Here is a 15,059-nt window from a genome sequence, read left to right as displayed (position 1 = left end):
TACCAGCCACCACCGAATCTAGCGCAGCGTTCCCCTGTTGCGTCAATGTTCACAGTCCCGGTTTTTTGTTCACGATCGCTTGACTTTTAAGACAGTCGCTACAATTTTTTTGCAACATTTTAGCCTTGCCGCTCCAGTATATTTTCAAACATCAAATAGTAAGCCTAAAAAATACTTAGTAGCAAAAATGTTTGATACTGAGTATCGCCTCCCCATGATCTGGAATCCAGACTAGCCACTCATCTGTTGAAACCGGACATAATAAAAGTGCTTCGTCAAAACTAAAGGGGTTAGGAAGTTGCAAAAGTTTTACCCAATTTAAATCCTCCAGATTCTGCCTTCTTGGTTGCACAGCAAAATCTGGTCTACGAGAATCTAGTTTCATAGCTTTCTATTAGCCTTCACAAATTGGCTAATCTAAAATTATTTCTGTAACCTAGACTACAAAATAAATAATCTTTGTGAAAAGCATCTGTCGTATAACTTTACGTTGGCTGTGTGGAACTGTTTGCTTATATTGCAGACCACACAGGTGTGGCACGACAGGTTGTAGACTGGGCATTAGATTCGCATTCCCAACTAGCTTATGTCATTTACTTCTATGCCCTCGCTGCGTGAGCAACAACATCCCCTAATTCGTCAGCTAGCTGATTGTATTGAGGCAGCTTGGCATCAGCACCTGGATCTATCGCCCTACCATTTGCCTGATGAGTTGGGGTATGTGGAAGGTAGACTAGAAGGCGAAAAACTGACGATTGAAAATCGGTGCTATCAAACGCCCCAGTTTCGCAAAATGCACTTGGAACTGGCAAAAATCGGAAATATGCTGGATATTTTGCACTGCGTCATGTTTCCCCGTCCCGAATACAATCTGCCGATGTTTGGTTGCGATTTAGTTGGGGGTAGAGGTCAAATTAGTGCAGCGATCGCAGACCTTTCCCCTATCCAATTAGAGCGCACCTTACCAGAATCTTATACTACTGCACTGGCACAGCTACCACTGCTTAACTTTTCCCAACCCCGTGAATTACCAGAATGGGGAAATATTTTTTCGGATTTTTGCATCTTTGTGCGCCCTGGTTCCCCAGAAGAAGAAGCAATGTTTCTGTCGCGTGTGCGAGAATTTTTAGACATTCATTGTATCCAAGCGATCGCCTCACACCCTGTTTCAGTTGAACAAGTTACACAAAATCTCGCTGGACAACAAAATTACTGCACCAAACAGCAGAAAAACGATAAAACTCGCCGCGTACTAGAAAAAGCTTTTGGTCCAGTTTGGGCAGAAAATTATATGACCACAGTTTTATTCGACCTTCCAACTTAATCATTCCCCCATCTCCCCATCTGTAGGCTCTGTTACGTTTTCGCGTCACAGATAAATGTAGAATTCATTCAACGAGAGTTTAATGGAGTCCCAAAACGCCAACAGGGAGAGTAGTCAGGTCTTTGAAGCAAATATCACAAAATGGTTGGTTGTCTTGGCAGGTGCAAGCAACTAGAGACAGCTAACTCATTGACCAGAAAGTTAAGGAAACTCTGATGTTAGGAATGCTCAAGTTGATAGATATTTTTTAGTTAGTTAATCATTCATTCACTTAAGGAAGACTAACTTTTGTAGCAAGATTGTATCCAAACAAGGCAACAGTCTATTTTTGTCAATTTTGTGACAACTGTAGCCGTAGTTGATGTAGCAGTACAGTATCGCATCATACCATTTTGGGATTTTGTGTAGAGACATGATATATCGCGTCTCTATATCTAGGCTTGTTAATTCTGCTAATTTCCATTGCACTCATGTCTCAATAATACTCAGAGTTATTGAATAGCCAGCTACTATAGCGCTTCTCGGTTTCAATACAGACCTAATCCCAAGTAAGTAAGCAAACTTCCATTCTTCTCTTCTAAAAGACAAGAGGAATGGAAGTGAGGTCAATGTATTGCATACATAGACGCATAGCGGCTACCCGTAGCAATACTGCTTGGTTAAAGCATTTTTAACTCGGAATTGGGTTTGGGGAAAAGGTTAAAGGGTAAAGGTTAAAGGTTTTTTCTTTCCCCTTTCCCCTTCCCCCTTCCCCTTTCCCCCTTAACCGACAAGTATTGCTACCCGTAGGGTACGAGCGTAGACGCAAAGCAAAGCGTCTTGTCCTAAGACATCGCTATAGAAAACACCATTTTGCAAAACCATAGTGTTGAGCGTTCATCACGCAATGGATTTTAAGCCATACCCAGCTTTAAAGCACTGTTGTTTGTCCTAAGCAGCTGGCTGTTGATTAAAAACCCTTTTATTTTTACTTCCATCAGCACAATTCAGGTAAACGGGCAACATACTATGTCAAGGGTGACTGAAAAGCCAAAGCCAAGTGAGCAGGCACTTAATCAAGAACAACCTAAGATTTGGTGGGGTATCGCTGTAGCTGTACCAATAGTAATCGCGGCTGGGATACTAGGTACAGCCAAAATCGAGCAGCTGAGAAAACTCACTACATCTGTACCCGTAATGCCATCTACCAATAGCATTAGTGCTGTAGGGCGTTTGGAACCGCGAGGCGAAGTTGTTAAATTGTCCGCCCCATCATCAGGATTATCGCCATCGTCACGAATTCAGCAACTTCTGGTGAGAGAGGGTGAACAAGTAAAGCAAGGCCAAATTTTGGCAATTTTGGACAACCGCGATACCCAAATAGCCGGACTAGAAGAGGCGAAAGCCAAAGTGCAAGAAGCCCGTGCGAATTTAGCGCAAGTCAGGGCTGGATCTCCAAGAGATATTCAAGCCCAAAGAGCAGTTGTTGCTCGCCTACAAGCGCAGTTTGTTGGGGAAAGGGATGCTCAACAAGCAACGATCGCCCGGATTGCAGCTCAGTTAAGTGGGGATAAACTTGTTCAGCAAGCAACTGTGAATCGTTTAGAAGCTGAACTCAGTGGGCAAAGAGAAGCTCTCAAAGCAACGCTTACACGTATCCGAGCCGAACAGCGCAATGCCCAAGTCGATGCCGGACGCTATGATTTTTTATACCGAGAAGGTGCGATTTCTCAGCAAGAGCGCGATCGCAGACGCTTGAGTGCAGTAACTTCTAATCAACAGGTGGCCGAAAGCCAAGCTACCCTAAAGCAGACGTTAGCAACCATACGACAGCAACTTGCCGAGGCTAGAGCTAACCAAATACAAAATTTAGCAACATTGCAACAGCAGCTAATCGAAGCGAAAGTTAATCGTGACAAAACTTTAGCAACTTTGCAAAGACAAATTGAGGAAGAAAAGGCCAAACTAAGCAGAATTTTAGATGTTAGTCCTACCGATGTGCAAGTAGCGCAAGCTCAAGTTAGTAATGCGATCGCAAATGTCAGAAAAGCCGAAGCACAACTAAGGTTAAGCTACGTTCAAGCACCAATTGCTGGAGAGATTTTAAAAGTTTACACCAAGTCAGGCGAAGCCATAGGTGCAAATGGTATTGCTGAAATTGGCCAAACTAGCCAAATGTATGTGATTGCTGAAGTAGCCGAAGATAGCATTGGTAAAGTGCAAATTGGTCAAAACGCAACTATCAGCAGCGATAATGGAGCATTTAGCGGCGAATTGAAGGGAACTGTTACTGAAATTGGCAGAAAAATTGGTAAAAAGGACGTGCTAAATACAGATCCAGCAGCAGATGTGGATGCCAGAGTTGTAGAAGTTAAAATTGCTTTGCCTCCAGAAGATAGCCAAAAAGTTTCTGGTTTAACTTACGCTAAAGTTGTTGTTGAAATTAATAACTAGTTAAGTTATGGATGAGCAGTAATCTCAATTTTCAATTTGATACTTTGAATTGTAAATGTTCTTGGCTAGGCTGTTTTATCAACTTTAAACATTCTATAAACAATGCCTGATAAATTACAGAATTTTGTAATTAAGTAAGGTAGATAGCCTAAACTTCAAAGCCAGATATTAAAACTTGCTACATCTGGTTTCTGACTACTAAATTCTGAATTCTGTTGTAAATAATAGCTGTGCTTGGATACCTATAAAATGAATCAAAAAATACCTCTGTCGTGGCTACAACTGACAAGGGAAAAAACTCGCCTAGCTGTGGCTTTAGCAGGAATTTCTTTTGCTGATATTTTAATGTTTATGCAACTCGGCTTCCGAGATGCCTTATATTATAGTAACGTTCGATTTCATAACAGCTTGCAAGGCGATATTGTCTTAATTAATAGTCAATCTAGTGCTGTTTTGGCGATGAGGAGCTTTTCTCAAAGACGTTTATATAAAGCTTTAGAGTTACCCGCAGTACAATCAGTGCATCCTATATATTTGGACTTTACAATCTGGAAAAATCCTATAACAGGCCGTCCTCGTAGTATTCTAATTTTTGGAATGAACCCAGAAACTAATATAGTTAACTTACCTGGTGTTCAAGAGAACTTAGATAAACTTAAACTCCCTGATGTAGTTTTATTTGACCGTTCTTCTCGGATAGAGTATGGGCCTATTGCTGCTAATTTTAGCCAAGGAAAGACTGTAACAGCAGAAGTACGAAGGCGGCGCATTAAAGTAGAGGGACTATTTACATTAGGTGCATCATTCGGTGCAGATGGTAATTTAATTACAAGTGATATTAACTTTCTACGAATATTCAGTAATCGTCAAAAAGGATTAATTGATATTGGGCTGATTAGATTAAAACCGGGAGCAGATGCTCAAGTTGTTGCTCAAGAACTACGACAATATTTACCTAAAGAGGTAAATGTTTTAACTAAGCAGGAATTTATTGATTTTGAGCGGAATTATTGGGCAAACAGTACAGCTATTGGATTTATTTTCACATTAGGAACTGTTATGGGTTTCATTGTAGGAACTGTGATTGTTTATCAAATCCTTTATACAGAAGTCGCAGATCACTTAGCTGAGTACGCTACTCTTAAAGCAATAGGCTATACACAAAACTATTTATTAACCGTAATTCTGCAAGAGGCTTTGCTATTAGCCATTTTAGGATACTTCCCTGGAATAGTTTTTGCTTTATTTATGTATCAAAGTGCCAGAGATGCAACACTTTTACCAGTTTTTATGAGTTTTGATCGTGCCGTAATGGTTTTAATTTTGACTATGCTGATGTGTATTATTTCCGGTGCAATCGCAGTCCGAAAATTACGTTCCGCAGATCCAGCAGATATCTTTTAATTAATTTAATATTAATTAAAATTAATAGTTAATAAATAGACCTTATAGTTGAGAATTAAGAAAACTTAATTTTTCAAAACCCAACTTACAGCTAAGAGAAACATGATAGAAAAAGAACCTGTAATTGCCATTAAGAATCTCAATCATTACTATGGCAAAGGCGCATTGAGAAAACAGATATTATTTGATATCAACCTAGAAATTTATCCTGGTGAAATTGTAATTATGACCGGGCCATCAGGTTCCGGTAAAACCACATTACTGAGCTTAATTGGTGGTTTGCGGTCTGTACAAGAGGGAAGTTTAAAATTTTTAGGTGAAGAACTCGTTGGTGTCAGTCAAAACAAACTGGTACAAATGCGACGCAACATTGGTTATATTTTTCAAGCTCACAATTTACTAGGGTTCTTGACTGCGAAGCAAAATGTGCAGATGGCGGTAGAGTTGAATGATAATATTTCTCAAACAGAAGCAATGGCTAAATCAAAAGCCATGCTGGGGTCTGTTGGTCTAGAAGAACGAGTTGATTACTACCCAGATAATCTTTCTGGTGGACAGAAACAAAGAATTGCGATCGCTCGCGCCTTAGTGAATCGCCCGCCACTGGTGCTAGCAGACGAACCAACAGCAGCATTAGACAAACAATCAGGACGCGATGTTGTGGAAATAATGCAGAGTCTGGCCAAAAATCAGGGAACCACCATCTTATTAGTGACACACGACAACCGCATTTTAGACATAGCCGATCGCATCGTAGAAATGGAAGATGGTCTTTTAACCCGTAATTCCTCAAATGCACCCATTTAATCCAAAGTCCAGTTGTAAATGACCAATGACTAATGACCAATGACAGCCATAATTTATTATCTAGCCGAGCCTGATTTTTTCATTCCAGGTTGGTTTGGCGGAGTTGGGGCATTTGGTTGGCGACTAGTACGGAAGGTCACATTCACACCTTCATTCGATTGCTCCAGAACCAGCAGAGGCGTGGGTTTAGCCTTTTGATCCCAATGCATAGTAGCAATCCGACCTTGAATTGTTGGTTGCCAACTATCTTCGTCTTCTATGGGACTTAGGTAAGTTTCTATACAGTCAATAATTTGACTAATAGTTGCAGAAGTTGCTTGCGTTGGTAACTTCATTAATCGTATTTGAATGCGAAACAGCACTCGCTTGGCAGAGTTCCCTGGGCTACCAGTCTCATACTCTACATCAAAAATTTCATCTACTTGCCGTCCAGCGCTATTAGCAATTCCGACAGATCCTTGTTGCGCTTGATTTGGCCGCAGGGCTTGAGTAACTTTTTCTTTGATCTGAATCTTAACTTGATTAAGGATTGCAAAATGAAACACTTCCTCTGACATCCGCATTCGCAGATAATCTAGGTTAAAATCCCGTGAGTTGACCAAATCGGGATTAGTTTCCATTTTGCGAATCGTTTCCAGCGCCAGCTTAAACTTTTTCTCTAATTCTCGCGCGCGGAATTGTTCAAACTTAATTTTTTTCTCCAGCTTATCCATCTGGAGTTTACTATATACAATCAAAGCAATCACCACTAAAGCCAGTCCTCCAGAAGTTACCAACAATAACGTTGGTATTTGAGGATTACTTGCTGGCACTTCCTGGGATGCTTTTTTAGGCTTTCCTGGGGTTTGGGCAAGATACATCGAAGTGGGCATGGTTGGAAACTGAAAAACTTGACTCCTGATGTTTAGGATGCCCAAATCTTCAATGCCATCTTGCTGTATCATTAATATTTTTAACAGTTTTTACAAAACCGCGTATGTCCAGACACCAGAACGTCCCTGTTCTGTCTGACGTTTCATCTACAAGCTTTAGCAATATTCGTCTGATAGCCACAGACATGGATGGCACGCTAACTAGACGAGGAAAATTTACTACCCCACTGCTACAAGCTTTAGAGGATTTAGCGGCAGTTGACATTAAGGTGCTGATTGTCACTGGACGTTCTGCTGGGTGGGTGAGTGGATTGAGTAGCCTGATGCCGGTGGCAGGTGCGATCGCAGAAAATGGTGGTTTGTACTTTCCACCGGGGAATCACAAACCAGTAGTATTAACACCTATTTTCGATTTAGCCAAACATCGCCAGCACTTGGCTACGACGTTTGAAAATTTACAAACTAAATTTCCTCAAATCCAAGAATCTGCTGATAATCGCTTTCGCGTCACTGACTGGACTTTTGATGTAGCTGGTTTGAGTCAAGATGAACTACAAACCTTAGATAGTCTTTGTCAACAAATGGGTTGGGGATTTACCTATAGCAACGTGCAGTGTCACATAAAACCCCAAGGGCAAGATAAAGCTCTGGGATTGTTGCAGGTATTGCGCGAATATTTGCCCCAGTACTCGCCAGAACAAATTGTCACTGTTGGCGATAGTCCCAATGATGAAAGTTTATTTGATCGGCGTTATTTTCCTGTTTCTGTAGGCGTGGCAAACGTTTTGGAATATATGAATCAGTTGAAATATCACCCTGCTTATATTACCAATGCTGCCGAAGGTGAAGGTTTTTGTGAGTTATCTAGTTATATTTTGAAAAGCTTGCACATCTCAAGTTAGGAAGAACTAGAGTTGTTTTACAATAATCTCGTAGCGCTGATTTTACAACCATGACGGCTACTTTACCTGTTAGTGTCGAATCAGAAATATTCTACCCCAGTGCTGATGGTCAACCAGTGGCAGAAACCTACGATCACCTTTATGCCTTACTAACTACCTTAGAAGTCCTGAAACAGTATTTGGCAAATAGTCAGGCAACAGTATTAGGAAATCAATTTCTTTACTATGCACAAGGTTTTCCCAAGTTGCGGGTAGCCCCAGATGTAATGGTGATTTTTGATGTTACACCCGGTGGTCGAGACAACTATAAAATCTGGGAAGAGGGTCAAGTACCCACAATTATTTTTGAGATGACATCCTTTGGGACTAAGGGACAAGACGAAATCTTCAAAAAGACCCTTTATGAGCAGTTAGGTGTCAAGGAATACTGGCTATTTGACCCTAAAGGTGAATGGGTGGAACAACAGCTACGCGGCTATCGCTTGCGGGGAGAAATCTACGAACCTATAGAGGATGGACGCAGTGAACCGTTACAACTACGCTTGGTGGTTGAGGGAAGGCTAATTGGGTTTTATCGAGAGGATACAGGGGAAAAATTACTGATTCCAAATGAACTGGCAGAAGCTTTACGACAGGAAGTTTTAGCAAGACAGCAAGCAGAAGAACTGGTAGAACAGGAACGTCAACGAGCAGAACAGGCAGAATTGCAGGTAGAACAGTTGAAGGCTAAATTGCGATCGCTCAATGTAGATCCTGATACTATTCAGTAACAATGAAACTAAGATACGTGTAATTTACTGCAAGACGGTTTGAAAAACTTTACCCTGTCTGGGTTTGGTAATTTGCTATATCTGAATTTTTCACCCATTAATTTACAACAGAAAATTAAGCCGTTCGAGATCATCTACCAGGTTTTGCTTCTATCTCAGCCCAATCCCAAGTAAACAATTTGTTACCTATGTCTTTGCTATATTTATTACCTTAGACAGAATACAATATATGGGGTGTACCACGTTTCAATCTCAGAAATCTCAACAGTACTGATTTGATTGAGGAAACTGTTTTATACAGTCATTTTCAGAGATTAGCGTTTTATTTACAACTTCCAATAGAAAGTCCAAGACCAATGTAAAGTCAAGAATTTACCTTTAAATACCGAGGTATTAAATTATGCAAGAAATTGAAAGATTCTTTAGCAACTTCTTCAGTGGCATAATCAACCGTTTTAAGTATTCTGCGATGGACGCTGCCGATCGCAAAATGAGAGAAACTATCGACGAGCAGGTAGAACAAAGACGACAAAAACCCAAGCCCAAGGATGAGGAAGAACGCTAGTAGATAGGTTTTTTGGGCTAGTTTAACTAATTGGTAATTTCTGAGTTCAATAAAAGCATAGCGCTTCCTATTGTTGAGTGGGCAGCGCTTTTTATCGCCCTGACCAAACACTCTAGCGAATGTGCTAACCTAGTATGGTTAACTAATCTCGCACATCTGAGAATTCGGGTGTTTCCCAGGTTGGGAAATGCACTTGGATGGAGGTTTAACCCGAATAGGAGTTAAGAATTTATATGCCAGTAGTTTCATTGGCTCAAATGATGGAGTCAGGGGTTCACTTTGGGCATCAGACCCGGCGTTGGAACCCAAAAATGTCTCCTTACATTTATACTTCCCGCAATGGTGTGCATATTATCGACTTGGTGCAAACTGCCCAGTTGATGGATAATGCTTACAATTACATGCGATCGCACGCTGAACAAGGGAAGAAATTTCTTTTTGTCGGCACCAAGCGCCAAGCAGCTGGAATTATCGCCCAAGAAGCTAGCCGTTGTGGTTCCCACTACATTAACCAACGCTGGTTGGGCGGAATGTTGACCAACTGGGCAACCATCAAAACACGGGTTGACCGTTTGAAAGATTTAGAACGCCGTGAAGAAACTGGCGCACTAGATTTATTACCAAAAAAAGAAGCCTCAATGCTACGTCGGGAAATGACGAAGCTTCAAAAATATTTAGGCGGCATTAAAACAATGCGGAAAGTGCCCGATATCGTGGTAATCGTAGACCAACGACGGGAATATAACGCAGTTCAAGAATGCCAAAAGCTGAATATTCCCATTGTGTCCATGTTGGATACAAACTGCGATCCAGATGTAGTAGATATCCCCATCCCAGCAAACGACGATGCTATCAGATCAATTAAACTGATAGTCGGAAAATTGGCAGATGCCATTTATGAAGGTCGTCACGGTCAGCTAGATACTGAAGATGATTACGAAGATTACGACGGTAGTGAGTATGACGATGACTACGAAGAAACCGAATATACTGATGCCGTAATTCCAGAAGAAGAAACAGAAGAATAGTGCTGGGTTAAGAGTGCTGTTAGCGGATAGCTAAGGTTTAGCCCGTGCTGAGTAAGATAGAAAGACTCAGCAAATTTGATAGTGCTGAGTCTTGATTTTTGAAGTTGTTAAGTTGTGATTTGTCAATGAAGAATAAAATTGATGACTGAACACTCAAAACTCAGCACTCAGCATTAAATTAGGTGAGTGATTACAACTCGAGGTCAAGTTAGGAATTGAGGCAAAATGGCGGAAATATCTGCAAAACTCGTCCAAGAGCTACGCCAAAAAACTGGTGCCGGCATGATGGACTGCAAAAAGGCGCTGATAGAGACTGAAGGCAACGTAGAAGAAGCCGCAGACTGGCTACGGAAAAAGGGCATCTCTAAAGCGGGGGCAAAAAGCGATCGCATTGCGGCAGAAGGTCTAGTAGACACTTACATTCAGCCAGGTGGCCGAGTGGGTGTACTCATCGAAGTCAACTGCCAAACCGACTTTGTTGCTCGTAACGAGGCTTTCAAAGCTTTAGTTAAGAACCTGGCAAAGCAAGCAGCGACAGCTGATAGTGTTGAGTCTTTGCTGGCTCAACCCTATATTGAGAATGAAAGTGCGACTGTAGAAGAATCCATCAAGCAAACTATTGCCACCCTTGGTGAAAACATCCAAGTGCGCCGCTTTGTTAATTTTGCAATAGCAGAAGGCACACAAGGCGTAGTAGACAGCTACATTCACACTGGCGGTCGAGTTGGTGTATTAGTAGAACTGGGTTCCCAAACTGAGTCAGTGGCTGCTAACTCAGAATTTCAAAGCTTGGCACGGAACACTGCAATGCAAGTTGCGGCTTGTCCAAATGTCGAGTATGTAAGCGTAGACCAAATCCCCACCGAAGTTGCCCAAAAAGAAAAAGACATTGAAATGGGCAAGGATGATTTGGCAAACAAGCCAGAGAATATCAAAGAAAAGATTGTTCAGGGACGAATTGAAAAACGCCTGAAAGAATTGACTTTGATCGATCAGCCTTACATCCGCGATCAGAGTATTTCCGTGGAAGACCTTTTTAAGCAATCAAAGGCGCAATTAGGCGAAGATATTCAAGTGACTCGCTTTGTCCGCTATATATTGGGCGAAGGCATTGAGAAGCAAGAAATTAGCTTTGCTGATGAAGTCGCTGCACAAATGGGCGGTAAATAATATTATTGGTCATTGGTCATCGGTGAGCCAGTGCGGTCTTCTCCCAAAGGGAGAGGCTAGCGCCAAGGGGGTTTACCCCATGAGCAACTGGTGAACCCGAAGGGTCATTCACAAATGACAAAAGACAAATGACTCTTTACCAAACAGGTCAAGCAAATAGCCTGACCTGTGTTTTTTTAGTAGAGACGCGAAATATCGCATTTAATTTAAAATTTAAAAATCTTTGGGAAGTTATTATAAAATAAATTCGTACATTTGTACTATGTAAGAGTTCACATGGACAAGAACGAAAAGATATGGCAAGAGCAATCGAGCGAATTGAACGGGATATTGCAGCATTAAAAGAAGCGATTCGGGCGATCGCAGTAGAACTACAAACTGCTTATGCTAGTTATCTAAACACCTTGGGGCTAGCTGTACGAAAACAGTTGATCCTGGCGAGCTATCACCTTTGTACACAGGGATATCCCGAAAACTTTCTGCATTTGTCATTGAATCAGCGCCAGCAATTGCAACAAGCTATCCGCAAGTTGGGGCAAGTGGCAGCCGAACAATTGCTCACTTCTATTAAAAGTCAGGAAGTTGGGTTAGATAAAGAAGATGAAGAAGATGAAGATGAGGAGAATGATGAAGAAGATGAAGATGAGGAGAATAAGGAAGTAACATCTTCTGAACTTCTGGACACCTCGAATTCTCAGTCTCTCACCGCCGACACCTCTAATCCTATAGAACTAGTAAAATGGCAACAGAACTTAGAAGAAGTAACGCAAGATATACTGAAAAAACTTTCGCATGATGCTAATGTTTTAATACAAAAATCTGGAGTATTACCTAAAAAATTACCAGAACCGATTTTAGCAGCAGCGGCTGCGGCTGCATCAGAAGCATCGGCTGAGGTCATGCCAGGGCCACCCAACTTATTAAACTTAGTAATTGAAATTGAAAATGAGCAGCAGTCACAAGATTCTGGGCTGACGCAAATTATGGCTATTAACCTGCGGCTAGGAGAAATTGAATTTGCTGATGTGGCACTCTCCTCTGAACGCAGGCAAATCCGCAGTATTTTAGTTCAGCTAAACAAGCTAGGACGAGAGTATCAAAAGAAACATCGAGAAAGATCGATCGCTGAAGCTGAAGCTGCATGGCGTGCTAGTTGGTTTGAAGATTAGTCATTTGTCCAGAGTCAAATGACCAATGACCAATGACTAATGACTAATGACTAATGACCAATGACTAATGAAAAACCAGATTGGATACGATTGCACAAAGCCTTGGCAATAGAGGCCGAACGGGGCTTTACAGACTTGGTGGGCAGAGAATATCGCTTCAGTGAATTTTTAAGCCTGACTTTGGGCAAATTCCCAACAGGCTTACCTCAAACTGAACGCCGCCGTTGGCAAGGACTAGCAGTGCAATTTGCTAGTTATCCACATCTAGCGCTGGAAGAAAGACAACATTTAGTAGCAGAAACTCGTAGATACCTATCACAACTACAGCAAGATGAACAGGGGGAAGACCGGAAGCAGGGGAGCAGGGGAGCAGGGGAGCAGGGGAGAATTAATCAATTAAAAATTCAAGTTGCGCTTCCAGTGCACCAAAGGCGCGACCCAAAATCTCCCATTGTTAGTGAGGTGAGTCGGAGGCTTGCACCGAAAATTGACCAAAAACTCAGTGATTTACCAGAAATAGGTTTCAAAAAAGCTGATAATTTGGCACGGCTTGGTTTACACACCGTCCGCGACTTGCTTTTCTATTATCCTCGTGACCACATTGATTATGCACGTCAGGTGAATATCCGCGAGTTACAGGCAGGTGAGACGGTGACAATAGTGGCTACAGTAAAGCGTTGTAACTGCTTTAGTAGCCCTAAAAATCAGAAATTATCAATTTTAGAACTGGTCGTAAAAGATAATAGCGGTCAAATCAAAATTGGTCGTTTTTACGCAGGTACACGTTTTAGTAGTCGCGCTTGGCAAGAAAGTTTAAAACGTCGTTATCCAGTGGGTAGTATTTTAGCCGCGTGTGGGTTGGTGAAAGAAAGTAAATACGGCTTGACGCTTGATAATCCAGAACTAGAGGTTTTGGCAAATCCAGGAGATTCGATTGAGTCGTTGAATATTGGGCGAGTAGTGCCAATTTATGGATTGACTGAAGGCGTGGTGGCGAATACAGTCCGACAGGCGGTAATTGCTGCTTTACCTGCTGCGGCTAACCTGAAAGACCCTTTACCAAGTGGTTTGCGGCAGAAATATGGTTTGATGGAATTGAAAGATGCGATCGCTAATATCCATTTTCCCAGCGATAGCGCCGCTCTACAAGTTGCCCGTCGCCGCCTAGTTTTTGATGAATTTTTCTACCTACAACTTGGGTTACTGCAACGTCAGCAGCAAGCAAGGGCGATTCAAACTAGCGCCATTCTTGTCCCACGAGGGCAACTTGTAGAAAAATTCCACGAAATACTGCCTTTTAAACTCACTGGCGCACAGCAACGAGTTCTCAACGACATTCTCAACGACTTACAAAAACCCGTGCCAATGAATCGTTTGGTGCAAGGTGATGTCGGTTCGGGTAAAACGGTCGTCGCTGTGCTAGCTATCCTCGCAGCAATTCAATCTGGCTACCAAGCTGCGTTGATGGCTCCCACAGAAGTTTTGGCAGAACAACATTATCGTAAGTTAGTTAGTTGGTTTAATCTCTTGCATTTACCCGTAGAATTACTGACAGGCTCTACTAAAACTGCTAAACGAAGACAAATACATTCTCAGTTAGGAACTGGTGAATTACCTCTGTTAGTGGGAACTCATGCCTTAATTCAAGACTCTGTAAACTTCCAGCAACTGGGGTTAGTGGTGATAGATGAACAGCATCGCTTTGGAGTAGAACAACGGGCGCGTTTGCAACAAAAAGGCGAACAACCCCATGTGTTAACTATGACAGCTACTCCGATTCCTCGAACCTTAGCACTGACGATACACGGGGATTTGGATGTCAGCCAAATTGATGAGTTACCACCAGGACGACAAAAGATTCAAACAACAGTATTATCGGGTCAGCAACGCAACCATGCTTACGACCTGATCCGCCGAGAAATTGCCCAAGGTAGACAAGTTTATGTGGTTTTGCCCTTGGTCGAGGAATCAGAAAAATTAGATTTGCGATCGGCTGTTGACGAGCATCAAAAGTTACAAGAAAGCATTTTTCCCGATTTTCAAGTGGGATTACTGCACGGTCGTATGAGTTCAACTGAAAAGGACGAATCTATTACCAAATTCCGTGATAACCAAACGCAGGTTTTGGTTTCTACTACCGTTGTTGAGGTTGGTGTAGACGTACCTAATGCTACAGTCATGCTCATCGAGAATGCGGAGCGATTTGGTTTATCGCAACTGCACCAACTGCGGGGGCGTGTCGGTCGTGGCGCGGCTCAATCTTACTGTTTGTTGATGAGCAGTTCCAGAAGTCCTGATGCTCAACAACGGTTGAAGGTGTTGGAACAATCTCAGGATGGCTTTTTCATCTCCGAAATGGATATGCGTTTTCGGGGCCCAGGACAAGTACTGGGAACTCGTCAATCGGGAGTGCCAGATTTTACCTTAGCAAGTTTGGTTGAAGATGAAGAAGTTTTACTTTTAGCGCGGCAAGCAGCAGAAAAAATAATAGAGATGGATGTTACTCTAGAGCGCTGGTATTTAATGAAAGAAGAATTGAAATATCGATATGAGCGGTTGATGGGTGGAGCGATTTTGACGTAATGTGACCGGATAAAATACCAGCCTCATGGTAT

Annotated in this window: 13 protein-coding genes; 11 read left to right on the top strand and 2 right to left on the bottom strand. The window is 42.1% G+C overall.

The features are described from left to right. Window positions 1–175: 175 nt before the first annotated feature. A complete protein-coding gene (locus tag H6G86_RS32160) occupies window positions 176–385 on the bottom strand; it encodes a hypothetical protein (protein ID WP_190937720.1) in 210 nt (69 codons plus the stop codon). Between the two features lie 201 nt (window positions 386–586). On the opposite strand from H6G86_RS32160, the gene H6G86_RS32155 reads away from it, so the two are divergent. The 4 genes from H6G86_RS32155 (at window position 587) to H6G86_RS32140 (ending at window position 5,968) form a co-directional block, all read left to right on the top strand. Beyond that, window positions 587–1,324, top strand: a complete 738-nt coding sequence (locus H6G86_RS32155; RefSeq protein WP_190937719.1) for a phycocyanobilin:ferredoxin oxidoreductase — start codon at window positions 587–589, stop codon at window positions 1,322–1,324. A 1,008-nt stretch (window positions 1,325–2,332) separates the two neighbouring features. Continuing rightward, the gene (locus H6G86_RS32150; RefSeq protein ID WP_190937718.1) at window positions 2,333–3,757 is read left to right on the top strand and encodes an HlyD family efflux transporter periplasmic adaptor subunit; all 1,425 of its coding nucleotides are present in this window, start codon (window positions 2,333–2,335) and stop codon (window positions 3,755–3,757) included. Window positions 3,758–4,006: 249 nt separating this feature from the next. Further along, window positions 4,007–5,161 carry an ABC transporter permease DevC gene (gene devC / locus H6G86_RS32145; protein ID WP_163934253.1) on the top strand — a complete coding sequence of 385 codons (1,155 nt, stop codon included), beginning with the start codon at window positions 4,007–4,009 and terminating at the stop codon, window positions 5,159–5,161. A gap of 102 nt (window positions 5,162–5,263) precedes the next feature. Continuing rightward, window positions 5,264–5,968: a DevA family ABC transporter ATP-binding protein gene (locus tag H6G86_RS32140; protein ID WP_012411823.1), complete on the top strand. Its 705-nt coding sequence runs from the start codon at window positions 5,264–5,266 to the stop codon at window positions 5,966–5,968. 56 nt (window positions 5,969–6,024) lie between these two features. Here the strand turns inward: H6G86_RS32140 and H6G86_RS32135 are convergent, their stop codons facing one another. Then, complete coding sequence (locus H6G86_RS32135) at window positions 6,025–6,840, bottom strand: hypothetical protein (RefSeq protein WP_190937721.1); 816 nt, start codon at window positions 6,838–6,840, stop codon at window positions 6,025–6,027. Window positions 6,841–6,944: 104 nt separating this feature from the next. Here H6G86_RS32135 and H6G86_RS32130 point away from each other — a divergent pair, with 104 nt between their 5' ends. The 7 genes from H6G86_RS32130 to recG all read left to right on the top strand — a co-directional run bounded on the left by H6G86_RS32130 (window position 6,945) and on the right by recG (window position 15,027). After that, entirely contained in the window at window positions 6,945–7,742 is a 798-nt protein-coding gene (locus tag H6G86_RS32130) for an HAD family hydrolase (RefSeq protein WP_190937717.1), read from the top strand. A 50-nt stretch (window positions 7,743–7,792) separates the two neighbouring features. After that, window positions 7,793–8,512 carry a Uma2 family endonuclease gene (locus H6G86_RS32125; RefSeq protein ID WP_190937716.1) on the top strand — a complete coding sequence of 240 codons (720 nt, stop codon included), beginning with the start codon at window positions 7,793–7,795 and terminating at the stop codon, window positions 8,510–8,512. Between the two features lie 400 nt (window positions 8,513–8,912). Continuing rightward, window positions 8,913–9,077: a hypothetical protein gene (locus tag H6G86_RS32120; RefSeq protein ID WP_179073221.1), complete on the top strand. Its 165-nt coding sequence runs from the start codon at window positions 8,913–8,915 to the stop codon at window positions 9,075–9,077. A gap of 233 nt (window positions 9,078–9,310) precedes the next feature. Continuing rightward, a complete protein-coding gene (gene rpsB / locus H6G86_RS32115) occupies window positions 9,311–10,105 on the top strand; it encodes a 30S ribosomal protein S2 (RefSeq protein ID WP_190937715.1) in 795 nt (264 codons plus the stop codon). 225 nt (window positions 10,106–10,330) lie between these two features. Further along, window positions 10,331–11,275, top strand: a complete 945-nt coding sequence (gene tsf / locus H6G86_RS32110) for a translation elongation factor Ts (RefSeq protein ID WP_190937714.1) — start codon at window positions 10,331–10,333, stop codon at window positions 11,273–11,275. A 296-nt stretch (window positions 11,276–11,571) separates the two neighbouring features. Further along, window positions 11,572–12,444 (top strand): hypothetical protein, encoded by an 873-nt coding sequence (locus H6G86_RS32105; protein ID WP_190937713.1) that lies wholly within the window; start codon window positions 11,572–11,574, stop codon window positions 12,442–12,444. Window positions 12,445–12,504: 60 nt separating this feature from the next. Beyond that, window positions 12,505–15,027, top strand: coding sequence for an ATP-dependent DNA helicase RecG (recG, locus tag H6G86_RS32100; protein WP_190937712.1), 2,523 nt, complete (start codon window positions 12,505–12,507; stop codon window positions 15,025–15,027). Window positions 15,028–15,059 lie beyond the last annotated feature (32 nt).

Source organism: Nostoc sp. FACHB-133 (assembly GCF_014698055.1).
Taxonomy (GTDB): Bacteria; Cyanobacteriota; Cyanobacteriia; order Cyanobacteriales; family Nostocaceae; genus Nostoc.
The sequence above is the reverse complement of the archived record's forward strand: the minus strand, read 5'-3'. Positions and strand labels throughout refer to the sequence as shown.